22 protein-coding genes, 1 tRNA gene and 1 pseudogene are annotated in these 24,774 nt (G+C 63.4%); 10 read left to right on the forward strand and 14 right to left on the reverse strand.

All coding sequences use genetic code 11. The annotated features are described in order from the left end of the window. Window positions 1–78: 78 nt before the first annotated feature. The 4 genes and pseudogenes from BUB62_RS07115 to BUB62_RS19780 form a co-directional block, all read right to left on the reverse strand. On the reverse strand, window positions 79–1,443 hold the full coding sequence (locus BUB62_RS07115; RefSeq protein ID WP_084538892.1) for an MFS transporter: 1,365 nt from the start codon (window positions 1,441–1,443) through the stop codon (window positions 79–81). 75 nt (window positions 1,444–1,518) lie between these two features. After that, window positions 1,519–2,346: an HNH endonuclease family protein gene (locus BUB62_RS07120; RefSeq protein WP_073107980.1), complete on the reverse strand. Its 828-nt coding sequence runs from the start codon at window positions 2,344–2,346 to the stop codon at window positions 1,519–1,521. 8 nt (window positions 2,347–2,354) lie between these two features. Continuing rightward, window positions 2,355–3,065 (reverse strand): AAA family ATPase, encoded by a 711-nt coding sequence (locus BUB62_RS19515; RefSeq protein ID WP_234988648.1) that lies wholly within the window; start codon window positions 3,063–3,065, stop codon window positions 2,355–2,357. A 498-nt stretch (window positions 3,066–3,563) separates the two neighbouring features. After that, window positions 3,564–3,734, reverse strand: a pseudogene (locus BUB62_RS19780) (AAA family ATPase); the annotation flags it as partial. Window positions 3,735–4,008: 274 nt separating this feature from the next. Between BUB62_RS19780 and BUB62_RS07130 the strand changes: the two are divergent. Next, a complete protein-coding gene (locus BUB62_RS07130; protein WP_073107986.1) occupies window positions 4,009–4,833 on the forward strand; it encodes a DUF5602 domain-containing protein in 825 nt (274 codons plus the stop codon). On the opposite strand, the gene BUB62_RS07135 is transcribed toward BUB62_RS07130, so the two are convergent. The 4 genes from BUB62_RS07135 to BUB62_RS07150 all read right to left on the reverse strand — a co-directional run bounded on the left by BUB62_RS07135 (window position 4,830) and on the right by BUB62_RS07150 (window position 7,976). Then, entirely contained in the window at window positions 4,830–5,432 is a 603-nt protein-coding gene (locus BUB62_RS07135; RefSeq protein WP_073107989.1) for a nucleotidyltransferase family protein, read from the reverse strand. The two genes, BUB62_RS07130 and BUB62_RS07135, sit on opposite strands and share 4 nt — an antisense overlap. Beyond that, on the reverse strand, window positions 5,429–6,631 hold the full coding sequence (locus tag BUB62_RS07140) for an XdhC family protein (protein ID WP_073107992.1): 1,203 nt from the start codon (window positions 6,629–6,631) through the stop codon (window positions 5,429–5,431). The genes BUB62_RS07135 and BUB62_RS07140 overlap by 4 nt, the downstream gene beginning before the upstream one ends. A 277-nt stretch (window positions 6,632–6,908) precedes the next feature. Continuing rightward, a tRNA-Leu gene (locus BUB62_RS07145) sits at window positions 6,909–6,990 on the reverse strand. Between the two features lie 332 nt (window positions 6,991–7,322). Continuing rightward, window positions 7,323–7,976: a Dps family protein gene (locus BUB62_RS07150; protein ID WP_084538893.1), complete on the reverse strand. Its 654-nt coding sequence runs from the start codon at window positions 7,974–7,976 to the stop codon at window positions 7,323–7,325. 173 nt (window positions 7,977–8,149) lie between these two features. Between BUB62_RS07150 and BUB62_RS07155 the strand changes: the two genes are divergently transcribed. The 4 genes from BUB62_RS07155 (at window position 8,150) to BUB62_RS07170 (ending at window position 10,932) form a co-directional block, all read left to right on the forward strand. After that, window positions 8,150–8,860 (forward strand): VIT1/CCC1 transporter family protein, encoded by a 711-nt coding sequence (locus BUB62_RS07155; RefSeq protein WP_073107995.1) that lies wholly within the window; start codon window positions 8,150–8,152, stop codon window positions 8,858–8,860. Between the two features lie 46 nt (window positions 8,861–8,906). Further along, window positions 8,907–9,431, forward strand: a complete 525-nt coding sequence (locus BUB62_RS07160) for an MOSC domain-containing protein (protein WP_073107998.1) — start codon at window positions 8,907–8,909, stop codon at window positions 9,429–9,431. A gap of 62 nt (window positions 9,432–9,493) precedes the next feature. Further along, window positions 9,494–10,099, forward strand: a complete 606-nt coding sequence (locus BUB62_RS07165) for a TetR/AcrR family transcriptional regulator (protein ID WP_073108001.1) — start codon at window positions 9,494–9,496, stop codon at window positions 10,097–10,099. A 53-nt stretch (window positions 10,100–10,152) separates the two neighbouring features. After that, complete coding sequence (locus tag BUB62_RS07170) at window positions 10,153–10,932, forward strand: SDR family NAD(P)-dependent oxidoreductase (RefSeq protein ID WP_073108004.1); 780 nt, start codon at window positions 10,153–10,155, stop codon at window positions 10,930–10,932. A 26-nt stretch (window positions 10,933–10,958) separates the two neighbouring features. On the opposite strand, the gene BUB62_RS07175 is transcribed toward BUB62_RS07170, so the two are convergent. Both BUB62_RS07175 and BUB62_RS07180 read right to left on the reverse strand, forming a co-directional pair. Next, complete coding sequence (locus tag BUB62_RS07175; protein ID WP_073108007.1) at window positions 10,959–11,741, reverse strand: DUF2490 domain-containing protein; 783 nt, start codon at window positions 11,739–11,741, stop codon at window positions 10,959–10,961. A 183-nt stretch (window positions 11,742–11,924) separates the two neighbouring features. Then, the gene (locus tag BUB62_RS07180) at window positions 11,925–12,566 is read right to left on the reverse strand and encodes a zinc ribbon domain-containing protein (protein WP_073108556.1); all 642 of its coding nucleotides are present in this window, start codon (window positions 12,564–12,566) and stop codon (window positions 11,925–11,927) included. A gap of 152 nt (window positions 12,567–12,718) precedes the next feature. On the opposite strand from BUB62_RS07180, the gene BUB62_RS07185 reads away from it, so the two are divergent. Both BUB62_RS07185 and BUB62_RS07190 read left to right on the forward strand, forming a co-directional pair. Then, complete coding sequence (locus BUB62_RS07185) at window positions 12,719–13,621, forward strand: histone deacetylase family protein (protein ID WP_073108010.1); 903 nt, start codon at window positions 12,719–12,721, stop codon at window positions 13,619–13,621. Between the two features lie 188 nt (window positions 13,622–13,809). After that, the gene (locus BUB62_RS07190; protein WP_073108013.1) at window positions 13,810–14,784 is read left to right on the forward strand and encodes a hypothetical protein; all 975 of its coding nucleotides are present in this window, start codon (window positions 13,810–13,812) and stop codon (window positions 14,782–14,784) included. A 202-nt stretch (window positions 14,785–14,986) separates the two neighbouring features. Here the strand turns inward: BUB62_RS07190 and BUB62_RS07195 are convergent, their stop codons facing one another. Further along, window positions 14,987–15,871 carry an alpha/beta fold hydrolase gene (locus BUB62_RS07195; RefSeq protein ID WP_073108016.1) on the reverse strand — a complete coding sequence of 295 codons (885 nt, stop codon included), beginning with the start codon at window positions 15,869–15,871 and terminating at the stop codon, window positions 14,987–14,989. A gap of 359 nt (window positions 15,872–16,230) precedes the next feature. On the opposite strand from BUB62_RS07195, the gene BUB62_RS07200 reads away from it, so the two are divergent. Further along, a complete protein-coding gene (locus BUB62_RS07200; RefSeq protein ID WP_073108019.1) occupies window positions 16,231–18,297 on the forward strand; it encodes an ExeM/NucH family extracellular endonuclease in 2,067 nt (688 codons plus the stop codon). 370 nt (window positions 18,298–18,667) lie between these two features. On the opposite strand, the gene BUB62_RS07205 is transcribed toward BUB62_RS07200, so the two are convergent. After that, a complete protein-coding gene (locus tag BUB62_RS07205) occupies window positions 18,668–18,979 on the reverse strand; it encodes a hypothetical protein (RefSeq protein ID WP_073108022.1) in 312 nt (103 codons plus the stop codon). Window positions 18,980–19,001: 22 nt separating this feature from the next. Then, a complete protein-coding gene (locus BUB62_RS07210; protein ID WP_073108025.1) occupies window positions 19,002–19,271 on the reverse strand; it encodes a hypothetical protein in 270 nt (89 codons plus the stop codon). A gap of 335 nt (window positions 19,272–19,606) precedes the next feature. Here BUB62_RS07210 and BUB62_RS07215 point away from each other — a divergent pair, with 335 nt between their 5' ends. After that, a complete protein-coding gene (locus BUB62_RS07215; RefSeq protein WP_073108028.1) occupies window positions 19,607–20,458 on the forward strand; it encodes a universal stress protein in 852 nt (283 codons plus the stop codon). Window positions 20,459–20,585: 127 nt separating this feature from the next. On the opposite strand, the gene BUB62_RS07220 is transcribed toward BUB62_RS07215, so the two are convergent. Continuing rightward, window positions 20,586–22,190: a protein adenylyltransferase SelO gene (locus BUB62_RS07220; RefSeq protein WP_073108031.1), complete on the reverse strand. Its 1,605-nt coding sequence runs from the start codon at window positions 22,188–22,190 to the stop codon at window positions 20,586–20,588. Between the two features lie 305 nt (window positions 22,191–22,495). On the opposite strand from BUB62_RS07220, the gene BUB62_RS07225 reads away from it, so the two are divergent. Then, window positions 22,496–24,757 (forward strand): PAS domain-containing sensor histidine kinase, encoded by a 2,262-nt coding sequence (locus BUB62_RS07225; protein WP_159437418.1) that lies wholly within the window; start codon window positions 22,496–22,498, stop codon window positions 24,755–24,757. The last annotated feature ends 17 nt before the right edge of the window (window positions 24,758–24,774 follow it).

Raw genomic sequence — 24,774 nt, forward strand, 5'->3', positions numbered from 1 at the left:
AATGGGCCGTTCAACGCTCCGGCTGGGAGGAGTTGAACGGCCCATTTTTACTTCTTACTTCTCATTTTTTAATTGAATTCAGTCCCGCAGCTTGCGGCCGCGCAGGCGGAGCAGGAAAATCAGGCCCAGAATAAAGAACACGATGAGCGACAGAATGCTGTTGCGCATGGAGCCCGTGATTTGGGCAATGAGGCCGAAAACGGCCGTGCCAATCACAATACTAAGCTTCTCGGTCACGTCAAAAAAGCTGAAGAAGGCGGCCGTGTTAGGCGTGTTCTCGGGAATGATCTTGGAATAAGTGCTGCGCGAAAGGCTCTGCACAGCCCCCATCGTGAGGCCAATAACCGAAGCCAGCGCGTAGAAGCTCCAGCCGGCCTGCACGTAGTAGCCCGCCACGCAGATCAGCATCCAGATGAACACTGACCAGCTCAGGGCCCGCGTGTTGCCGATGCGCTCCGAGAGCTTCGAGAACAGGTAAGCGCCCAGAATGCCCACAATCTGGAGCAATAGAATGGTCAGAATCAGGGCTGAGCTTTCCAGCTTCAACTCCTCATCGCCGAAGATGGTAGCCACGTACATCACCGTTTGCACGCCCATGTTGTAGGTGAAGTAGGCCAGCAGGAAGCGCTTCAGGTTGGGCAGGTGCTTGAGCTGGTCCCAGACTTTGCCCAGCTCCCGGAAGCCGTTGAGCAGCCAGCCCGAGTCGGCGGCGGCACTGGCGGGGCGGCCGGGGTCGGCGGGCAGCGCGAAGAACGGAATCTGGGCGAAGCCGGCCCACCACAGGCCCGTGAGCAGAAACGCCAGCCGGGTGGCAAAGCCCTCTTCCAGCCCAATGGCCTCGTGGCCCATAATAAGCCCCAGGCACACCAGCAGCAGCAGCACCGAGCCGATATAGCCCATCGAAAAGCCCCGCGCCGAAAGCGAGTCGTACTTTTCTTCCGAGGAAATCAGCGGCAGGTAGGAGTTGTAGAATACGATGGAGCCCGAGAAGCCGATGGTAGCCAAAATGAACACGAACGTGCTGAGCGTGAGTGTATCGGGGGTGAAGAAAAACAGCGCCGCGCAGGAGGCCGCCCCCAGGTAGCAGAAAATCTGCATGAACAGCTTCTTGCGCCCCGAAAAGTCGGCCAGCGAGGTGAGAAACGGGCTGATGATAGCAATGAACAGGAAAGCGGCCGAAATGGCGTAGGTGAGCAGCGAGGAGCCCGGCACCTGAAACCCAAGGAAATTTACCGGGCTTTTGCCGCTGTCGGTGCCCGTCACCTGCTTCACCATCGCGCCCCAATAGATGGGGAAAATGGAGCTGGTAATGACCAGCGGATACACCGAGTTGGCCCAGTCGTAGAACGTCCAGCCGCGGGTGATGCGCTTATCGTCTTTGGGAATGTTGTCGAACGAGGCGGCCGCGGAGGTGGCGGGGGTAGTGGCAGAGGCGGAAAGCATAGGAAGGCGAAAATGGGAGAAGGCAGCGGGCAAGATAACGGGAATCCGGCGCAGCCGTTGCCGGAGGCTTACAGGTTAGCGGCGCGGCAGGTGCGGGAAGTTGGCCCGCACCATGCCGGCATACTCGGCCGAATCAAGGGCGGCCTGCTTCCGAACAACCTGCGCATTGGTTATGAAACGGCGTACTTCGGCTAGGCTCATGTTCAGCATGGTAAGGGTAGTCTGACGATGCGCCTCACTCATAGCGTCAATATCCAGTGAGGCGACAAACAATGCCAACTCAAGTTTCTCCAGCGACTCTTCCCGCCGCCGATTTAGCGCCGGCCGGTTCAGGCCATATGCCCAAATGCAGGCGGCACCCCACGCAGACTGGTTTTTCTCCACGGCCACGTGCCGGTTGAATGTCAGCTCGGCGGCCGGGTCGGTGCGGCACGGGTGGGGCAGCAAAGGCCGCTCCCGCCACAGTGGGTCGTCGTGCTGGCGGGCGCGGTGCGCGGGGTTCAGCAATGGGAACCAGTTGCTCTTGTGGCGGCGGTTGCAGATTTCGCAGCTATAGAGCAGGTTCGACCACTCGTAGGCCAGCCAGTAGTAACCCGGCTTTTCCAGCGCCGACTTCGGCTGCTGCCGCACCCCGGCTTTAGGCCGAAAGTGCTCTACGTCGCCGAATCCAGTAGCCTCAAACTTCGACTCGCAGTAGCAGCACTTGCCGTGCTGGTCGGCGGCCAGTGCGGCTTTCACGGCTGCCGCCCCGTATATGGCGGGCTTGGCTGCCAGCTGTTGGTTGCGCGGTGCCTGGCAGGCGACCGGATTGGCGGAGAAGATGCCTTCCAGCCGCAGCCGGTCGGCGGTGCCCAGTGTGGTGAGTAGGGCGGGCGCGGTAGTCCGCTTCCGGATTCTGATCATGCGGGCCGCTAGTCGATAAGCTCCTGTTTGCCCAGCTTACGGGCCAGCTCCCGCAGCACGTCGGCGGCCTTGCGCTCGGGCTGCGAGTCGCCTACCGGCTGGGTGTTGTCCCATTCGTTCAACTCGGCCAGTTCCTTCTTCTCACTGGCCGAAAGTCGGCTCTTGGCCAGCAGGGCATCGCGGCGCTGAAGTTTCCTCTCGGTATCGGGCGAGTGGGCCGGCACTTCGTCAAACAGCTCAATGCTCAGAATCTGATCCAGCCGCCAGCTGCGCACATCGGGCAGGTCTTCGCCCTGGTACACTACCGTTTGGTCGCCTTCGCGCTTGAGCAAGACGACGTTGGCCCCGCTGGGCTCGTCGCCGGCGGCCTGCACTACCAGCGGGCTGTGGGCGGTGGCAATGAACTGGGTGTTCTTGAAGATGCCGCTCAGAAAGCCGATCAGCTTGCGCTGCCAGCTGGGGTGCAGGTGCAGGTCTATTTCATCGATGAGCACGATGGCGGGCTCCTCCAGCGGGTTTTCGCTGTCGGGGTAGCGGATAAAGAGCTTGCTGGCGAAGTCGGTGAGCCAGACGACCAGAGTTTGGTAGCCTAGGCTCATGTCGCGCAGGCGCACCCAGGTATTATGTAGATAAAACTCCAGGCTTATCTGCGGCTTCTGCGGGGTGCCGGTGGAAGATATGCGCAGGTCTGTAACACCCAGCAGAACCTTCTTCAGCATTCCCTCTACCAGATGCCGGGCCTTGTTCAACTGCTCGGCATTGTCACCGGCCAGCTTGCTGCCGTAGTCGATGTTTAGGAACCATTCTTCGGGATTGAGTAGGTCAGCTCGGTCGTCGAAAAGGCTGACACAAGTATCATCATTGGCGGGAATTTCGCCGATTGTTGAGTTGCCAACTGTACGGCCGGCTCCGTATCCATAACAAATTAATACTGTGAAATTGGTATCTAATAAATCCAGCACAGGGATGCTAAACACATATCCGTCCTTTTTTTGTGCTTCTGGGCCGGGAATTTTAATCGAGTATATATCAACTGCTGCATTTAGTACTTCGGATAGTTTGCTCCCTATATGCGTATTACAACTCATAATCGTAGTACCCTCACCTGAATGACGTATCGGTTTCCATCTAGAAACATTCATTTCCATATATGCTGGCATGAGATGATCTTCGTCTGAGAAGCCCGTTTTAATCGGCCGCAACGCAGCCAGCGCCTTCAAAACAGTAGTCTTCCCCACCCCATTATCCCCCAAAATAATCGTCCACTGTGCCGGCCTTCCATCCGCTTGCGCAAAGGAAATCGTCTGCTTCTCGCCGAAGCTGCGCACGTTTTCCAGGCTGAGAGAGAGGAAGTAGGCGGGTGGCGGGGAGGCGGGTTTCTTGGACATAGCTCGAAAGGTAGCGACCGGGACGCAGCAAGCCGCCCGGCCCCAAAAATAACGAGCCTGCCGGTATTAGTAGGCCCGCGAGGTAACTTGGCCAAACGACCGTATGGTTTAGACAAACATCCCCTTGTTCGGCGGAAAAATACGCAGCAGGAGGAATAAACATTTCTCTTTTATAATACTTTTTCAATACAAATATGCATTATTAAAATAAAAATCTACAATTCACTATCTTAGCTGAGTGGCCGAACTTGTTTCACCTCTAACCTTTTCAGCTATGAAAAACGCCCGAAACTCCGTTGCTGTGGCTCTGCGCTATTTATTGGCGCTGCTGGCGCTTGGTGGCCCGCTGCTGCTGGCCTCCTGCGACGACGACGATAACAACGACTCACCCAAACAGCCTTCCCTCGAATACGGACCCGCAGTACAGATCGGTACGGGCAGCGCCCGCAGCTTCGTAGCAGCCGATGCCGACGGCAAGCCGACGGAAATCGGCGTGGCCGTCAATCAGGCGGCCTTGAACAGCCTGCCCGCCACTCCGGCCTTCGGCACCATGTACGACGTGCCGCTGCCTGCCGCCAACGCCGCCGCCGCCCAGATGCCCTTCGACCACCTTTCCTTCGACTGGAACCCCAACGGCCACGAGCCCGCCAGCATCTACACGCTGCCGCATTTCGATGCACACTTCTACATGATACCGATGAGTGTGCAGCACGCCATTACGCTCGACGACCCCAAAGGCGACATTTTTCCGGCCTCCGCCAAACTGCCTGCCGGCTACATCACGCCGCCCAATGTGGTGCCCGGCCGCACCATTCCCATGATGGGCCGTCATTGGTCGGACCCCACCAGCCCCGAATTCACGCCCGGCACGGCCTTCACCCACACCCTCATCTACGGCTCCTACGACGGCAAAGTCGCCTTCGTTGAGCCCATGTTCACCAAGGCTTTACTGGTGCCGGGGGTAAATATCGAGAAGGCCATCAAGCAGCCTGCCACCTACGAGGTGACGGGCAAATACTTCCCCACCGCCTACACCATTCGTCAGGATGCCGCTACCGGCGAATACATCATCTCCCTGAAAGGCATGGTGATGCGCTAAGCGTCCGGCTCGGTGGCCAGCAGGGCCGCGTACTGGGCCGGCGTGTCCACATCCACGGCGGCCCCGGCGAAGGGCACCGCGGCCACCAGCCGCGGGTGCTGCCGCAGCAGCTGCGCGGCCCCGGCCTCATCGGCCAGCGCCCGCAGCAGCGGCAGCACAACCGCCCCAAAAAGCACCGGCACGCCCCGCGTGCCGGCATATTCAGTCGCCACGATGGGCCGGCCGGTGGCGGCGTGGGTATCGCGCAGCTGCCGCAGCAGCGCGGGCGTGATGTGGGGCTGGTCGCAGAGCAGCACCGTGATGCTGAGTAGCGGGCCAGCAGCTTCCAGCGCCGCCAGCCCGGCTTTCAGCGATGCCCCCATACCCCGCTCCCACTCCGGGCAGCGCACCACGGCCAGCGGCAGGCCCGCCAGCTCCGGGAGCAAGGACTCGTGTAAAGCGCCCGTCACGACCACCACCGGGCCGCCCCCGGCGGCGGCCACGGCGGTTTCGGCGGCGCGGCGCAGCAGCGTTTGGCCGGCGTAGGGCAGCAGCTGCTTGGGTTGCCCGAGGCGTGAGGAAGAGCCGGCGGCGAGCAGCAAAAAAGCGTTAGCACTCATTCAACGCCCGAATTCAGAGCACAAACGGCGCTGGTTCTCTCCTCGGCCACCAACGGGCCGTCGGAGCGCAGCGGCGGATGAATCGGGTGAGGCGAGTCGCGCAGGAAGCCGGCCGGCCGCGCCGTGAGCACCGCCTGAATCTCGGCCACTATCGACAGCGCAATTTCCTCCGGGGTTTCTGCGCCCAGGTTCAGGCCGATGGGGCTGTGCAGGCGGCCGGCCAGCAGCCGGGCGGCATCAGGTATGGCTTTTTCCAGATCCAGCAGCAGCCGCTCATACTTTTTGCGCGGCCCCAGCAGACCAATGTAGGATCCGGGTGCGTGGAGCAGGTGCTGCAGCACGGCCAGATCGTAGTAGTAATTGTGCGTCATCAGCAGGGTGAAGCTGCCATCGTGCGGCTCGTAGGGCACCTGGGCCAGGGGCACCACGCGCACGGCCTCGGCTTCGGGAAAGCGGGCGGGCTGGGCCTGGCCGGGGCGGCCATCCTGCACCCGCACGCGCCAGCCCAGGCCGGCGGCCAGGCGCACCAGCGGCTGCACGTCGTTGCCGGCCCCATACACGGTGAGGCGAACCGGCGGGCGCAGAATTTCGAGGCACACGCGCACGGTGCCGGCCCCAGCGGCATAATGGCAGGTGGCAGGCTGCCCGGCTTGCAGGGCAGCGCGGGCATCGGCGAGAATGGTAGCGTGGAGCGCTGAGCTGGCGCTCAGGCTACCTTGCACCTGCCCATCGGCGGTGAGCAGCAGCCGCTGGCCCATCTGGGCCGGGGCGGCGGACCCGGCCAGACTGAACACGGTGGCCACCACGGCCGGCTCCGCCACGCCCTCGGTCCAGCGGCGCAGCAGCTCCAGCGGGTTGTCGGGGTCAGAGCAATCGAGGGGTTCGAGCAGAATCTGCACCACGCCCTGGCAGCCCAGCGCGGCCCCGAACTGCAGGTCGTCGTCGGGGTCGGTAGAGTCGTAGGTGACGAGCGAGGGGCGGCTCTGGCGGATGGTTTGGCGGGCGCGGCGGCGGGCATCGCCTTCGAGGCAGCCTCCGCTAATTGCTCCGGTCAGCTGACCATCGTCGGTCACCAGCATCCGGGCCCCGGGGCGGCGGTAGGCCGAGCCGGCCACATCCACCACCGAGGCCAGCGCACAGGCGCGGCCGGCGGCGCGGTGCGCATCGTAGGCGCAGAGCAGGCGTTGAAGTTCCGTCATATAGGGTGAGCAAATGCCGGCCACGGGTCGGCAACTCTTCCCTACGAAAAAGCTGACTGGAAGGCTACACGGGCCAGTCTTGGGCACTCTGACGCCGGCTGGCCGCGTGGGATAACATCCTTCTGAAGAAGCTGTTTGGCAATCAGGCGAAGCGGTAGAGATGCTTCGACTTCGCTCAGCATGACAATTCCCAAAAACGCTCTAGAAGCCACTTGCCAGCTAGCTGCGAAAACAAAAACCCCGCCTCAGCTAAGCTAAGGCGGGGTTTCGTGTAGAGTGCGCGCGGGGAGATTCGAACTCCCACACCCGAAGGCACCACCCCCTCAAGATGGCGTGTCTACCAGTTTCACCACGTGCGCGACTGATTCAAAAACACTTTACTCTGTCGCAGAAGCCGATGCTTCTGGCTTCGCTGAGGAGGCGAAGTGGGGACAAAAGTAGGCACTTGAGGCACGCGGTGCAAGCCAGGAGTCGGTTTTTTTACGAACTGTGCCCCATCAGGAATGCCTAATGCGGGCTTTGTGGCTGGTAATCAGAAACCCATCCTGTTTGAATTGGCTGGGTCGGGCGCGTTTTATTTTTTCCAAAGTGCCCGGTCTGGCCGCTTTATACCCTTTCACTCCCACCGCCAAACGCAAAAACGCCCGGCATCGTGACGATGCCGGGCGTTTTGAGAGGAAAGGAAATCTGCTTAGTTGGCGCGGGCCAGTGGCGTGTCTACTACGTGCTCCGACACGAACCAGACCTGCATTTCGTTGGTGCGCATCACCTGGCTTACCACCAGGTCGTTGGTGCCATCGTCGCCGCTATCGTCGGCGCGCTTGGCAAACTCGTGGCAGTTTTTGAGCATAATCTGGTGGGCTTCCAGCAAGCGCGACACCTGAATTGGGGCTTCTTCGCGGTCTTTGGGCGGGCGCGGAATGGTGGTCAGCTCGGCCACATCGGGGGCCATGGCAATGGCCACGCCGCCCAGAATCTGGATGCGCTCGGCAATGGTATCCACCAGCACGCTCTGCTCCTCATAGTGCTTATCGTAGAGCAGGTGCAGCTGGTAGAATGTGGGGCCTACCACCTGCCAATGGTGCTTTTTGTAGAGGTCGCGCAGGGTCATAGTATCGGCCAGCAACTGATTGAGCATGGTCACGCTCTCCATCCGCACCTTGTCGGCCAGGCCGATGGGCAGGCGCTGCGACACGGTGCCGTACTTCTGCAGGGCAGCCGGCGCGTGGGTTTGCTGATTCATAAGGGGCTGCACGCTCACGCGGGCCGTGCCGTTGGGGGCAGCAGCAGCCTTGGGGGCGGCAGCTTTGGCGGCGGGTTTTTTGGTGGTGTCTTTGGTAGCCATAAGGTTGGATTGCTGAAAAGAGCGGGGCTGCGCGCATCTGTTTCGCGCTGCTGCCTGCTTTACGCACGAAAGCGGGCGGGGTTTGCCCATTTGCCGCTCTCGGGCCAGCCCGCGCCCACCTTCGCCCGAAATGCGCGTACTTGAGCGCCGGTTTCACCTGGCCTCTTCTGCTCATGCACCCGCACCCTCATTCGCACCCGCACCCCGAAGACCACCTGACCAGCTCAGCCATGCTCCAGGATATCGTCATTGGCCTTTCCGATGGCCTCACGGTGCCCTTCGCGCTGGCGGCCGGCCTGAGCGGAGCCGTGAACTCCTCAGCCCTGGTGATTACGGCGGGGCTGGCCGAAATAGTGGCCGGCTCCATTGCGATGGGCCTGGGCGGCTACTTAGCGGGCCGCACCGAAGTGGAGCACTACGCGGCCGAGCTGGCCCGCGAGCACCGCGAAGTGCTGGAAGTGCCGGAAGTGGAGCGGGCCGAAGTGCGCGACCTGCTGGCCGAAATCGGCCTCTCGGAAGCCACCCGCGAGCTGGCCGTGCATGAGCTGACCGCCGACCCGGAGCAGTGGGTGCGCTTTATGATGAAGTATGAGCTGGGCCTCGAAAAGCCCGACCCCCGGCAGGCCCCCAAAAGCGCCGCCACCATCAGCATTTCCTACGCCCTGGGCGGTCTAATTCCGCTGAGCGCCTACTTTTTTACCGCCACGCCCACCGAGGGCCTGCTGTGGTCGGCCGTTATTACGCTGGTGTGTTTGCTGCTGTTTGGCTACCTCAAAAGCCGCCTCACCGGCCAGCCGCCTGTGCTCGGGGCGCTGCGCATGGCCGGCATCGGGGCACTGGCGGCCGGGGCCGCGTTCTTCGTGGCCCGCCAGATAAGCGGGTGATCCTGCAGCTCTTCAGCTTCTTTCTTCCCTACTTCATCCTTGCTTTATGTCCTTCCCCTTCTTCGGCGACGACAAATCGAAAATTGCGCAGATGCTGACCACACTGCCCCAGCAGGGCCGCGTGGAGTGGATCGGCATCCGGCCCGCGCGGCGCGAGCCGCTCGTGAGCCTGCCCGAAGCCGAGGTGCTAACCGACCGCCACTTGGCCGGCGACCACGCCCGCCCCAAGCCCAGCGGCAAGCGCCAGATCACGCTTATTCAGCACGAGCACCTGGCGGCCGTGGCGGGCTTTCTGGGCTTGTCGGGGGCCGTGGAGCCCGGTCGGCTGCGCCGCAACCTGGTGGTGAGCGGGCTGAATCTGCTGGCGCTGAAGAACCGGCAGGTGCGGCTGGGTGAGGAGGTTATTCTGGAAATAACCGGCGAGTGCCACCCCTGCTCCCGCATGGAAGAAGAGCTGGGACCCGGCGGCTACAACGCCATGCGCGGCCACGGCGGCCTCACGGCCCGCATTGTGCAGGGCGGCCGGCTGCGCGTGGGCGACGTGGTGCGGGTATTAGAGTTTATTGTTTAGACTTTTCAAACTTTCTGTCTCATTGTTTGAAAAGCAAATAAACCTACTATCTTTGCCGTACCATGACAGTGAAACGGGACGACAAGCGCGAGGCAATTCTGAAGGCGGCTACGCAGTGCTTCAGCCGCTTCGGCTACGATAAAACCACGCTGCAGGACATTGGCGACGCGGCGCGGCTCAACAAGGCTTCGCTGTATTACTACTACAAAAACAAGGAAGACCTTTTCATTCAGGTGGTGCTGCGCGAGGCGGAGCGCTACCTGACGGCGCTGCAGGAGCAGGTGCAGCCTCTCACCCGCGCCACCGACAAGATTCTGGCTTACCTCCTGGGCCGCCTCGACTACTACCGCCAGGTATTGAACCTGCACCAGCTCAGCATTGAGAGCCTGCAGCGGCTGGAGCCTATGTTCGACGACGTGTACCAAGCGGTGCGCGAGCAGGAGCTGACGTTTCTGGGCCAGCTGCTGCGCGAAGGCGTGGCCGACCGCGAGTTTCTGAAGCTGCAGCCCGAGCGCGCCGCCGATGCGCTGCTGGCCGTGGCCGATGGCATCAAGCACGAGGCCGTGCAACGCTCCCGCACGCGCTTCGCCTACGAGGTAGACTACGCGCCGGTGCAGGAAAAAATGACTTACACGCTCACGCTGCTGCTGGCAGGCCTGAAAAAATAGGCTGGCCCGCAGCCGGGGCGCTTTTTGCATTTCCTTACCAACCCTTACTCCGTATGAAAACTGCCCTGATTACCGGTGCCAGCAGTGGCATTGGGCTGGAATTGGCCCGCGTATTTGCCCGCGAAAAGTGCCGGGTGGTGCTGGTGGCGCGCAGTGAAAAAGCCCTGCAGCAGCTGCGTCAGGAGCTGGAGCAGCAATATGTCATTGAAGCCGTGGTGCTGCCCGCCGACCTGAGTCAGACCGCCGCCCCGCAGCAGCTGTTCGACGAGCTGCAGCGCCGCCACATCCCGGTAGACTACCTCATCAACAACGCCGGCTTCGGCGACTTCGGCTTTTTTGCCGAAACCGACTGGACCAAGGAAGAGCAGATGATTCAGCTGAACATTGGGGCCCTGACTCACCTGACCAAGCTGTTTTTGCCCGGCATGCTGGAGCGCCGCTCGGGCCGCATCATGCAGCTGGCCAGCACTGCCGCCTTCCAGCCCGGTCCGCTGATGGCCGTGTATTATGCCACCAAGGCCTACGTGCTGAGCTTTTCGGAAGCCCTTGCCAACGAGCTGCAGGGTACCGGCGTGACCGTGACGGCGCTGTGCCCCGGCCCCACCGCCTCGGGCTTTCAAGATGCGGCGGCCCTGCAGGACTCGAAGCTGGTGAAGGGCAAAAAGTTGCCCACGGCCGCTGAAGTGGCCGAATATGGCTACCAGGCCCTGCTGCGCGGCCAGACGGTGGCGGTGCATGGCGTGCTGAACACCCTGATGGCGCAGTCGGTGCGCTTCACGCCGCGCCGGATGGTGACGGCGCTGGTGCGGCGCATGTCGGAGCGGGCGCGGTAGGGCTTAGTGCGCGGCCGTGCTGCGGGTTAATCCTGCTGAGTGGGCAGGTGCTCGGGGGCGGCCGTGGCTTTGTGCGTATTGAGCCGGTACACCATGCTCAGCACCACATTGCTCTTGCGGGGCGCATTTTGGGGGCCGATCTGGGCGGCGGGCAGGGGGCGCTGGCTGTAGTTGGCCTGGTGCAGCCAGCCGGTTTGCAGCGTGAGACGGGCGTTAAATTGATACCCCACGCCGACGTAGAGGCGGTTGCGCTCCAGCAGCGGCCCGGTGGGATTGATAAACAGCTCGTCGTAAACGGACAGGAAAACCGTGTTGTTGCTGATGGTGGGGTGGTTCAGGGGCAGAAAAGCGTTCAGGCGGTAGCGCAGGCGGCCGCGGAAACTGCTGCTATCGGGCCGGTGCCGGAACCAGCGCTGCTCTACGCGGTAGCGGTGCTCTACCCGCAGGCGGCTCATGTACTGGCTCAAGACCAGTTGCTGCCACAGCCGCCGCTCCACGTTGAGCGGGCCGGCATCGAGGGCCCGATAGTCGGAAGTGGCATAGCGGCCGCCGCCCAGCAGCACCGTGAAATTCTTGTCCAGATCGTAGCTCAGGCCCGCTTTCAGCTCGTGGTAGAAGTACTGCCGCAGCACCCGGTTGGTGCGCACCTGCGCTTCCGCGAAGCCGCCCCAGCGCCGCTCGGAGGTGCCCGGCAGCTGCACCGTGCCAATCAGCCAGCTGCCCCAGGGCTGAGCGGGCTGCTGGGCCAACGCCGGGGCCGCCGGGCACAGCAGCAGAGCAAAAGCGAAAAAGGCGAGCGGCCTGCACATGAGCGAAAAGCGAACGGGAAGCGGGATGGGCCAGAGAGCGAAGGCACAAATATACCGGGCAGCGGGAGCCCGCCCGCAAAAAGTGCAGCCGGTCAAATCAGGCGCACAAAAGATTCGGCGGTTTCCGCTCGCCTTTTCATTTCAGCGTCTCTACACCGAGCCCCCGCTCACTCAAACAGCTTCTCAGTGCTGCTTGCCGCAGGCGGCGCAAAACTTCTGCTCGGGCTGCATGGCCGTGCCGCAGCCGGTGCAGAACTTTTCCCTGGGCTGGGCCGTGGCATTGGGCGTGCCGCAGGAGGGGCAAAACTTCTGATCGGGAGCGAGCTTGGTTTGGCAGCTTCGGCATTGGATGATGGTGCCGCGGTTGATGAAATCCAGCTCCTTCACGTAGTCCTGCTCGCGGGTTTTGGTATAAATCTGTTCGCGGGCGGCCAGGGCTTGCTGGGCGGCCAGCTCCTCGTGCTCGTCGGGGGCACAGTCCTCGCAGAGGCCGGCGGCGTGGTTCCAGCACACATCGGGGCACACCCAATGGCCGCAGCGGTTGCATTGCTTGAAAAACTGCTTGCCTTCGAGCACGGCTTTTTCCAGGGCCTCGTCGTGGGCCTTGCCGCCCACGGCCCGCTGCATCTGGTAGGCGGCGTTGCCGGCCTCATGAAACATACCCCCAAACAGGCTGCCCGCCGCGTTCAGCAAGCTAGTGGCCATGCCCATGGCGTTGGTCTGAAACCGCGACATGTGGCCGTTGCGGCATTTATCGCAGTAAAACTTAAACTGAAAGCCTTTGTCCGTAGACAGGTCGTCGTGGTTGGCGACGAATTGGATCATGTTGCTCATAGCCAGGTATCGGGAGTGGTTTGCGGCTTAAAAGTAGCGCATATCTATATTGTGGGGCACAACTTTATTTGACCCGGAAGCGGAAGCGGCTACGCGCGACGCGGCCCACGGCTGCCGGGCGGCGGGCTATCTTTGCGCCATCCATGCCCTGCCTTGCCACCTCTGCCCGCTACACCCTGGAGCTGCCTGCCGGCCACCGCTTCCCCATCGCCAAATACGAGTTGATTCGGGAGCAGCTGCTGTGGCAGGGCATTGCGCCGCCCCAGGATTTCTACGACCCCGGCCTGTGCGCCGAGGAAGACGTGCTGCGGGTGCACACGCCGGAATACTGGGCCAAAGTGCGCGACCAGCGCCTCTCGGCGGCCGAGGTGCGGCGGCTGGGGCTGCCGCAGAGCGAGCGGCTGGTGCTGCGCTCTCTCAGCAGCGCGGCCGGCACGGTGCAGTCGGCGCGGCACGCGCTGCGCGATGGAGTGGCACTGAACCTGGCCGGCGGCACTCACCACGCCTTTGCCGACCGCGGCGAGGGTTTCTGCGTGCTCAACGACATTGCCATTGCTGCCGCCTACCTGCTCCACCACGGCCTGGCCCGGCAGGTGCTGGTCGTGGACCTAGACGTGCATCAGGGCGACGGCACGGCCAGTATTTTCCGCCACGAGCCCCGCGTGTTCACCTTCAGTATGCACGCCGGGGCCAACTATCCGCTGCGCAAGGAGCAGTCGGACCTGGATATTGCGCTGCCATTGGGCACCGACGACGCGGCGTATCTGGCCCGGCTCCGGGCCACGCTGCCCGCCCTGCTGGCCCAGGTGCAGCCAGATTTCGTGTTTTTTCAGGCCGGAGTTGATGTACTGGCGACCGACAAGCTCGGCAAGCTGGCCCTCACCCAGTCCGGCTGCCGCACCCGCGACGAGCTGGTGCTTGGCCTGTGCCACCAGCATGGCCTGCCCGTGGCCGTCAGCATGGGCGGCGGCTACTCCGAGCGGATTGCAGATATAGTGGACGCGCACTGCAACACGTTTCGGGTAGCATATGAGGTGTTTGGGTGAGGTGTTGCGTTTTAATCGTCTGTCATCCTGAGCAAAGCGAAGGACCTTATGGGATGAGAACGACAATCGTTGTTGCGACTTGTTCTGGTGTGATAAGGTTCTTCGCTTTGCTCAGGATGACAGAACGAAAAACTCACTAAGTCACTATCTCACCATTTCACTATTTCACCATCTCACTATCTCACCACATGAATCTGCACAACCCCGCTACCGACCTACCCGCCGCCAACTCCCTGCCTACCCACGCGCCGGCCGAAGCACCGGGCACACCGGCGCAGCAGGCTTTCCGGCAGGCCGTGCTGGATGTCGAAAACCTGCGGGAGCGGCTGCGGGAGCTGGAAAGCGGGCAGGCCGATGCGCGGCGGCGCTACTGGCAGCAGGTGGGGCCGCTGGCCCAGGCGGTGGTGGCAGCCCGCCGCCAGCTATTTGCGCCGCTGGAAGAAGCCCTGCTCCTGCCCTGGTTCAGCCGCGCCGAGCACCGTCAGATAACGGAGCTGATTCTCCACAACGCCCACTCCCTGCGCGACCGGTTCGGCGAATACGTGGCCGACATTCTGCAGCGTCACGCCCCGCCCGCCGCCCAGGCGGCCGCGCCGGCCGCCAGCTCCGGCCCCGACCCCGCCCAGCCGCACGAAGCTGCGCCCGCCAAGCGCAAAACTAAGAAGCAGCAAGCCCAGGAAGCCGCGGCCCGGCAAGAGCAGCAACAGCTGTTGGGCAACACCAAAACCCTCTACCGCCAGCTGGCCCGCGCCAACCACCCCGACCTGGAGCGCGACCCCGCCCTGGCCCAGGAAAAAACCGCGCGGATGCAGCAAATCACGCGGGCCTACGAGGCCAATGACCTGTATATGCTGCTCCAGCTGCTTTCTGAGCACGCTCCCGGCAGCACCGATAATGAGTCGGAGGACCTGCTGGCCCGCTACACCCAGGCCCTGCGCCGCCAGCAGGACGAGCTGAAGCAGCGCCTGAACGAGCTGAAATATGGCCCCACCAGCACCTTTGCCGCCACCGGCAAAAAGCAGGAAGCCGAGCTGCGCCAGATCAAGCGCGGCCTGCGCGCCGAGGCCGACTACCTCGGGCACCTGGCCGCGCTGCTGCCCGAGCCCGAGGGCCTGCGCGACGTGCTGCGCCAGCTTAGTGCCGCTGGCCAGGAGGGCATTTAGGTGATTTAAGTTGTAAAGTATTGAGCCCCAGCGGGGCGGCATATCGGTAGCAACGATTAGGGAAAACGGCGCTAAAGCCCCAGCGGGGCGGCACTCACCATTGAACGAAATTGTCGCTCCTTCAGGGCTCAAAGGTGATACTTCGCAACTTGAGTTAGGCAGTCAGTTCCAGGTGCCAAAATGCAAGCGGGCCACCTGTCTTTCATGCTTCCAAAAAAGCTACCGCCTGCGCTATCACGGCCGGGTCACGCAGGATGCGGTTGTGGCCCAGGCCGGTGGTGGGGCGAAAGTCGAGGCCGGGCCAGTGGTGGGCAATGGCCTGGGCTTCGGCGAAGGGAATGGTTTCGTCGGCGTGGTCGTGGAAAAGCAGAGCGCGGACGGCGGGCACCGGATGGTCTGGCCGCGTCAGGCTGAAGCTTTCCACCCGCCGCCCGCCCTTGGCCTCCACAAAGCGCAGCATCCGGTCCGTGACTTTGGCCGACAGCTGCAGCAGCTCCGCGAAGCGCTGAAACTCGGCTGGCGTGCTGCCCGGCACGCTCAGCAGCACCAGGCGCGGCAGCAGCTGCCCGCCATTGAAGTGCACCGGCAGCCCGGCCGTGGCCGCCGCGCCAAACGAGTGCGCCACTACGCCCCACACCGGACCCACCGCATCGGCCACGGCCTGAATGGCCGCCCCGAACTCGGGCAGCGTGGTGCGGCGGCCCGGCGAGGCCCCGTGCGCCGGCCCATCGAAGGCCACTGCCCGGTAGCCGGCCGCGGCCAGCGCTTTGGCAAAAGCGCCCCAGAAGCTGGCCCGATGCTCCCAGCCATGCACCAGCAGTACCACAGGCCCGGCGGCCGGACCCCATTCATACGCCGCCAGCGTGCCGGCGCCGAAAGGCACTGCCAACGGCCGCGCTTCGGTCAGCACCGCTGCTTCCCATTTCTTCGGCGGCAGCCGGCGCGGGGTGGTGAACACGCGCCACGCGGCCCGAAAAGCCAGCTGGGTAGAAACCGCCGACAGCAGGCGAAACCCCAGCCGTAGGCGGCGCAGCGCGGGCGGCACGGTCGGCTGGGAAGTGGAGAGCGGGGCGCGGGATGTGGTCATGGCCGCAAAGATCCGTCGGGGCGCTGACAGTTGGGCCGCCGCCTCGCTTTTCCCTGACCCGGAGCGGAGGTGCGACAAGAGCCGGAAGTGTTTTTTAGCAGCGGCGGGCGGTCATGGGCGCTGGGCTGGGGGCTTTTTCCGGTGTCAAATTGGAGTGAATACGAATTGCGAGGCTGCTACAAATCAGCCACCGTGCGGAGGTAAAAAAACATCAGCCGAAAAAATAGTAACCTAATGTTAACCAAGATTGCTTGTATATAAATATTTTATTTATAAATAGCACTAAATCACAAATACCGATTATCCCACCCATTGCCTCTCGCACCATGTTTTTGACTTCTAAATTATCCGCCACTCTGTTGTTTTTCTCCCTGGCGGCGGTGCTGCCTACTTCGTCTGCCTGGGCGCAGGCGGCGGAGTCGTCGGCGGCCATCACGCGCATTGGCACCATTCAGGGCACGGGGCTGGCGGCCCGGCCGGGCACATATACCATTGAGGGCATCGTGACGGCCGTGTATCCTAATCTGGAGCCGGCCGGGTTCTACGTGCAGGAAGTGGCTTCCGCCTCCGACGGCAACCCCGCTACTTCCGATGCGCTGTTTGTGGCGCAGAGCTCCCCCATCGTCAGCATCGGCGACAAGGTGCGCGTGACCGGCACGGTGCAGGAAACCGCCGCCGCGCCTTCCTTCGATCAGGCCGTGCTCATTCAGCCCCAGGTGCAGGTGCTCTCCGGCAGCCACGATGCGCCCAGCTTCGTGCAACTGGCCGCCACGTCATTCTCCACGGCGGCGCTGGAGCGCTACGAGGGCATGCGGATTCAGCTGCCCGTGCCCCTCACCGTATCGGAAGTGTATAGCCTGCAGCAGCGCGGCGAGATGACCCTGACCATGGGCGGCGTCACGTATCAGCCCACGCAGTTCATTGACCCCAACGACGCGCCCGCTACCGGCACCACCAGCACTGGCACCGCCAACGTGGCCGCCATCACGGCCTATCAGGCCGCCAACCTGGAGCGCAGCCTCTTGCTGGACGATGGCAGCTCGGCCACCAAGCTCGCTTCCGTGCCCTACCTGAGCCCCACGCTGGGCACCATGCGGGTGGGCAGCAAAGTGGCGCGGCTGCGCGGCGTGCTGGGCTACGGCTTCGGCAAGTGGCGGGTGCAGCCGCTGCCCGGCCCCGATGCCCCCGTTTTCTCCGTCAGCCGTCCCGGCGTGCCCACTTTTGGCCGCGTCGATCTGAAGCTGGTGAGCTTCAACGTGCTCAACTATTTCAACGGCGACGGGGCCGGCGGCGGTTTTCCGACTCCGCGCGGAGCCAAAACGGCGGCCGATTTTGCCCGGCAGCGCAGCAAGATCATCGCGGCGCTGGCCCGCATGGATGCCGACATCGTGGGGCTGACGGAAATCGAGAACGACGGCAGTGGCCCCACCTCGGCCCTGCAGGATCTGGTGCGGGGGCTGAATGAGGCAATGGGCGCTAATACCTACACCTTCATCGACGATGGCGGCCCCGACCAGCAGCCCAACAACACCGATGCCATTCGCTGCGCCATTCTCTACAAGCCCGCCGCCGTGCGGCCTATTGGCGCGGCGCTGGTGGCCCCCGTGGCGGGCGTGTTTGAGCGGCCACCGCTGGCCCAGCTTTTCAGCACCCGGCGCAAAGCCCGCCCCGATACGCTGGCGCTGGTTATCAACCACTTCAAATCGAAGAGCAGCGGCAGCGGGCTGAATGCCGACCTGAACGACGGGCAGGGCGGCTCCAACGAGCGCCGCCGCACGCAGGCCCACGCGCTGGTGGAGTTTATCAACAAGCAGGTGATTCCGGCCGGCACGAAGCGCGTGGTGAGCATCGGCGACTACAACGCCAACTACGAGGAAGACCCTATTGACATCATGCGTACGGCCGGCCTGGTGGTGGTCACGCCGCCGACCAGCGCCTCCTACGTGTTCAAGGGCTTCACCGGCTCGCTCGACCATTGCGTGGTCACGTCCAATCTGGTGGGCTTTATTGATGTGCACAAGTGGAACATCAACTCCGCCGAGCCCATTTTTCTGGAGTACAGCCTGGCCGGGCCCAACACGGATGCCGCCAGCCCCTTCCGCTCCTCCGACCACGACCCGGTGCTGATTGGGGTGAACTTCGCGGGGCTGGCCCCGGCCAACGTGGCGGCTCCGCGCCTGTACGTGTACCCCAACCCGGTGGAGGGTGCCCGCCTGTTCAGTCTGGCCGGAGTGCCGGCCGCGGCTGGGGCGCTCAGCCTGGAAATCTCGCTGCCGCAAGGGCCGCCCATGCTGCGCCTGCACGGCCCGGTGGCGCTGCTGCAAGCCGAGCTGAACCGCTCCACGGCGCATCTGGCCCCCGGTATCTACCTGCTCAGCCTCAAAGGCCGCAATTTCGACCAGACCCAGCGCATTATGAAGGACTAAGCAGCTAGCCAACAGCTGTTAGCCTTTGCTATAACACACCGTTTATCAGAGTTTATCAGAGCAAAAGATATTAGATGACAGCAAGTAGCCAACCCAGGCTGCGCCGTCGAACAAGCTAGCCCCAGCGGGGCGGCATATCGGTAGTAGAGCGCCCAGAAAGTAGGTCCAAAGCCCCAGCGGGGCGGCATATTGGTAGAATCAACCGGCAAAAGCACACTAAAGCCCCAGCGGGGCGGCACCAATCGTTGAACGACAGTGCCGCCCCGCTGGGGCTTTTGAAACGCTTCATGCGAATTTCTCTACCGATATGCCGCCCCGCTGGGGCTAGCTTGTTCGACGGCGCAGCTTGGGTTGGCTACTTGCTAACCGCTCAAGGCTTGCGGGCATGGCAGGCCAGGCACGCGGCTACCGAGGGGTGGGTGGAGTAATGCTGGTCGATGGCGCTTTCGGTGGCTTGCTGGAAGGCCGTGAACAGCTTGCTGCGCTCAGCATCGGGCATATTCTGGAGCACTTTCTCGAAGGCCAGCCGGTAGACGTGGGCCATGAAATGCGCCCCGTAGGTAACGAACAGGGCATCATGCGTTTTGTCGAATGCCGTTTTCTCCGCCGACGAGATAAAGAGCGAAAGGGCCTGCCACGCCTTGGCATTATTAGCCAGACTGAGCTGTAAATCTTGATCCATCACCTTTTTCTTTAAGAGAGAATTATTGCCCTGGCCCCACTTCCGCGGGCCAGTTTACCTGCCGCAGCAGCACGCGAAACTCAGCCTCGGAGGCCAGCCGGCCCTGAAAGCTGTAGAGCAGCCGGCCCTCCACGGCTTCGAGCAGCGTCAGCTCGTCGTCGTCGTAGAGCACAATGGTTTCCTGGCCGCAGGCGCTGGGGCGGCTGTAGCGGGCCTGCCGGGGCGGGGCCGCGTAGCGCACGAAGCCAAAGGCGTGCAGAAGCTCGGCAGACGGCTGATAGCAGGAAGACATGAGTGGGAAACCCGTGAGTGGGCGCAAGGCCGGAAGGCCAGGCGGCAAGCTACTACTATACTGGGCAGAAATGGCCGGAACCCGCCAGCTGCCGCGGGGCCGCCGCTAGTGCCAAGCCGTCTGGCGGCGCTTAAGTTCATTCGGCCGGCAGCGGCGCTGCCGTGGCGAGCCAAATTAGGGCAAAAATCAGCTCCAAAGCTCCGCAATAGACTTTTCAGAATTCCTGCTTCCGGTGGCGAACCTGTCTATGGTTTTATCATAAAATTTTTATAAATTATTATATCAAAACGAATACCGCGCACGTCCCGGCAGTTCACGCTCTACCCGCCTCCGCCATGCAAAACATCCTTATTCCCACTGATTTTTCCGCTGAGGCTCACAATGCGCTGGAGGTGGCCTTGCAACTGGCACGGCGCACCGGCGGCCATCTCACGCTGCTGCATGTGGTGGATGCCCCCGCCGGCTCCACGATGGTGACCACCGGCGGCGTAGCGAGCGGCTCCGCGCGCGAGGGCGTATTTATGATTGAGCTGCTCAAGCGCACCAAGCAGCGGATGCACGAGCTGATGGCGGAAGTGGCCCGCATGGCCCCCGAGGTGGCCGTGCAGGACTGTATTGCCACCGGCACCGTGAATGAAGCCGTGCTGGAGGTGATTCGGGAGCAGCACTTCGACTTGGTGGTGGTAGGAGCCCACGAGCACGCCCCCACGCTGCACCTGTTCACGCCCGATTCGCTGGCCGAGCACCTGGTGCGGCTGGCGCCCTGCCCGGTGCTCACGGTGAAACACCCGGCCCCCGACTTCGCGGTGCGCTCCATCGTCTTCGCCTCCGATTTCTCGCCCGAGGCCGACAAGATGCTGCCCAGTCTGCGGCAGCTGCAGGCCGCTTTCCCCGAGGCCACGCTGCACCTGCTCGACGTAGTAACGCAGCCCAATGGCTACGCGGAGGCCATCGACCACATTCACGCCTTCGCCAACCGCCACCAGCTGCCCGCCTACGAGCCCGACGTGTTCAATGCCCCGCAGGTGCGCCTGGGCATTCCGCGCTACGCCGCGCAAAACCACGCCGACCTGGTGGTGATGCTCACCCACGGCCACACCGGTCTGCTGCACCTGTTCGGCAATAACATCGCCGAAAGCGTAGCCCTGCAAGCCGCCGCCCCCGTCCTCACCCTCCACCCGCAGTAAGTGGTGAGATGGTGAAATGGTGACTTAGTGAGTTTGACGTTCAATCTGCGCCACTTGCGCTATATGCGCCTTTTACGCAAGCCGAACATCGAACTCACTAAGTCGCTAAATCACTAACTCACCTTTCTCAAGAGCTGCACGACAGGGTGGCGGAGCCGGGTTTGTTTTCGGCCCAGTCGGGGCGGCGGGCGGCCAGGGGCTCGTGCGCGGGGTGCTCGTCGTAAGGCGTTTGCAGCACTTCCATGAGTTGGTTGAGCGGGCCCAGGTCGTTGGCTTCGGCGGCTTCGATGGCTTGCTGGGCGAGGTAGTTGCGCAGCACGTATTTGGGATTGGCGGCCAGCATTCCGGCCCGCAGGGCTTCGCCGGCGGCCGGCTCCTGCCGCAGCCGGTGGGCGTAGCGCCGCAGCCAGGCCAGCAGGGTTTCGTGCACCGGGCCGGGCGCGGGCGCGTAGCAGGCCGCCGCCAGCAGCTCCCCGAACAATGTTTCCTGGGTTTCCGGAGTGGCCAGCAGCGCCGGGGGCAGGTGCGAGAGGCGGCGAAAGAACAGCGTCATGTCGGCCTCGGAGGTGGTGAGGGCCGGGGGCAGGCTATCGAATAGGGCCGCGTCGTCGGGGTGCGTGGTGGGCAGGCCGAGCTTGCGGCGCAGCAGCTGGTGGTAGGTGGCGGTGTAGCGGGCCGGGTATTCCTGCAAAACCTGGTTCAGGGCCGCCACGCCCTCGGGCACCAGCGGCAGCAGGGCGCGGCCCAGCTGGGCCAGGTTCCAGAGCGCCACCTGCGGCTGCTGCCCGAAAGCGTAGCGGTGCTGGCTGAAATCGGTGGTGTTGGGGGTCCAGGTGGGGTCGTAGGGCTCCAGCCAGCCGTAGGGGCCGTAGTCGATGGTGAGGCCGAGGATGGACATATTGTCGGTGTTCATCACGCCGTGCACGAAGCCCACCGTCATCCAGTGGGCCACCATATCGGCCGTGCGGCGGCTTATTTCCTCGAACCAGCGCAGATACGCCGCCGCGTCCGGCTCGCCCAGCTCCGGGTGGTGGTGGCGGATAACGTAGTCGGCCAGCGCCCGCAGGTTATCGGTTTCGCCGGTGGCGGCCAGCAGTTGAAAGTTGCCGAAGCGCACGAACGTGGGCGCTACCCGCGCCACGATGGCCCCCGGCTCGGGCAGCGGATTGCCGCTGTAGAACATGTCGCGCACCACCGTGTCGCCGGTGCTTACCAGGCTCAGGGCGCGGGTGGTGGGCACGCCCAGCGCGTGCATGGCCTCCGAGCACAGAAATTCGCGTAGCGAGGAGCGCAGCACGGCCCGGCCGTCGGCGCGGCGTGAGTAGGGCGTGGGGCCGGCTCCTTTCAGCTGCACTTCCCAGCGGCGGCCGTCGGGGGCCGTCAGCTCGCCCAAGGACATGGCCCGGCCATCGCCGAGCTGACCGGCCCAGCTGCCGAACTGGTGGCCGCCGTAGCGGGCCGCGAAGGGCTTCATGGTGGGCGTCACGAGGTTGCCGGCCAGCGCCGCCACGGCCGGGCCGCGCTCCGGGGGCCGGGCCACGCCCAGCACTTCGGCCAGCGCCCCCGACCACGCCAGCAGGCGCGGGTCGGCTACGGGCGTGGGGCGCACCGGCGAGTAGCAGTAGCCCGGCACCTGCCGGGGCTGCAGATCCACGGTTTCCTCGCCCCGCAGCTCGTCCACGAAGGAATTATGAAAAGGCAGCTGATCGAAAGGCAACGGGGATTGGGACATAAAAAAAGACCTGATGGCCAGGTAGCTGTTTGCGTTAAGTGGAGAGCTACCAGCGGCAAGCTCCGCAGAACCGCTTTTAGTAGCTCACCCACGCCCGAAGAAGTGGGCATTGACCGGCTTTCTACGCAAGCTGGCCACAAAGCTACGCATCGGGGCCGGCCGCTTCCGAACAGTTTAAGAGGCCGGCCGGTTGGTGAGCTTGGTAGCGGGAGTTGGGGCGGCGCTTTTGGCGCGCCTACGTATCTTGCCTGTCTGCGCCCATGCCGGCCCCGGTGGCTGGCGGCCGTTTTCCAGTTATCTGCCTTATGTCTGCCCCTGCGTTGCCCGCTGTTCCTGCCGACGTGTTCGACCTGGTGCTCGTCGATGAGCTCCTGGCCGGCATTCTGAATGTGTCGCTCAATGGCATGGCTCTATACCAGCCCATCTTCGACCCGGATTCCCCCGACGACATCATCGATTTCCGGTTCGTGCTGCTCAACCCGGCCGCCCAGCGCATTGTGGGGCTGCCGGCCCGGCCCACCGAAACCTTCCTGCAGCGCTTCCCCGGCACCTCCACCACCGGCCCCTTCGACTTTCACTGCCGCGCCTTTCGCTCCGTGGAGCCCATTCGCTTCGATGTCAGCTACCAGGCCGATGGGCTCGACAGCTACTTCTGCCTGGCCGCCAGCCGCGTGGGCCAGCTGCTGCTGGTCAATTTCACCGATACTACCGAAGAAGCCCGCCAGCTGCTGGCCCAGGCCCTGCGCGAAAGCAAGGCCCGCGAACAGGGTGCCCGCGCCGAAGCCGAGCGCCAGCGCAACCGCCTCTACGACACGTTTATGCAGGCCCCGGCCATAATCTGCATCTTCGATGGGCCGGAGCACATTTTTGAGCTGGTGAACCCCACCTACCAGCGCATGGTGGGCGAGCGGCCCCTGCTGGGCCGGCCCATCCGGGAGGCGATGCCGGAGCTGCAGGATCAGCCATTTTTCGAGCTGCTCGATACCGTGTACCGCACCGGCCAGCCTTTTCATGCCACCGAAATGCTGGTGCAGCTCGACTACGACAACTCGCACCCACGAGAACTGAACAAGCGCTACTACAACTTCGTGTATCAGCCCCGGTTGAGCGCAGCCGGCCACGCCGATGGCATTCTGGTGTTTGCCAATGATGTGACGGCCCAGGTGCTGGCCCGGCAGGAGGTAGAGCGAAAAGAGCGGGAGCTGCGGGGCCTCTACCACCAGGCCGACAATATGAACGAGGAGCTGGCGGCCACCAACGAGGAACTGCAGGCCGCCAATGAGGAAATCAGGGCCAATAACGAGGAGCTGTACCGCACCGAGCAGTCGTTGCGGGAGCTGAACCAGGAGCTGGAGGCCCGCGTGGCCAGCCGCACCGCGCAGCTGCGGCTGGCCCAGGCCGAAGCCGAGCGGCAGCGGGCCCGCCTGCACCGCTTCTTCATGCAGGCCCCCGCCGTCATCTGCGTGCTCGACGGACCCGACATGGTGTATGAGCTGGTGAACCCCAGCTACCAGCAGCTGTTTCCCGGCCGCGAGCTGCTGGGCCGGCCCCTGCTCGAGGCCGTGCCCGAACTGGCAGGTCAGCCCGCCTGGCTGGCACTGCAACAGGTATACAGCACTGGCATAGCCTATCAGGAACAGGCGATGAGCGTGGCCGTGGCTCGCGCTGAAGATGGCCGGCTGGAAGAGCGCTACTTCAACTTCCTGTATCAGCCCCGCGAAAATGAGGCGGGCGCTATCGATGGGGTGCTGGTCTTTGCCTTCGAGGTGAGCGAGCAAGTGCTGGCCCGCCAGCTGCTGGCCACCACCAACCAGGAGCTGAGCGTGCGCAACGATGCCTTCACGGCCGCCAACCAGCAGCTTACCCGCACCAATCAGGACCTCGACAACTTCGTGTACACCGCTTCGCACGACCTGAAGCAGCCCGTAAACAACATGGCCGGCCTCTTTGAGGAGCTGAAGCGCGGGGCCACTTTTCACGACCCGCAGACCCCGCTCATGATCCGGATGTTTGAGGAGGCGCTGCACCAGATCGACAACACCATTGAGGGCCTGACGGCCGTGGTGCAGACCGAGCGCCAGAGCGGACACATTCCCGTCGAAGCCGTGGAGCTGCACAGCCTCACGCAGAACGTGCTGCAAAGCCTACACCACCAGGCCAGCGCCCTGGGGGCCGAGTTTGAGCTGGATTTCGCGGCGGTGCCCACGGTGCATTTTGCCCGCCTCAATCTGCAGAGCATTCTGTACAATCTGCTCAGCAATGCGCTCAAATACGCGCACCCCGACCGGCCGCCCCGCATCCGCGTCAGCAGCTGCAGTGCCGACGGCACACCTATGCTAACGGTGCAGGACAACGGCCTGGGCCTCGACGTGGCCCGCTACGGTCCCGACCTGTTTCAGCTGTTCCGCCGCTTCCACGACCACACGCCCGGCACCGGCATCGGACTCTACCTCGTAAACCGGATTCTGCGCCAGGCCGGCGGCCACGTAGAGGTCACGGGCATCGTGAATGAAGGCACCACCTTCCGCATTTTTCTACCGCCGCCGCCGACAGAACCTCCCTGCTGAGCAGAGTGCAAGTCAGC

It is taken from the genome of Hymenobacter daecheongensis DSM 21074 (assembly GCF_900141805.1).
In the GTDB taxonomy this organism is placed as follows: domain Bacteria; phylum Bacteroidota; class Bacteroidia; order Cytophagales; family Hymenobacteraceae; genus Hymenobacter; species Hymenobacter daecheongensis.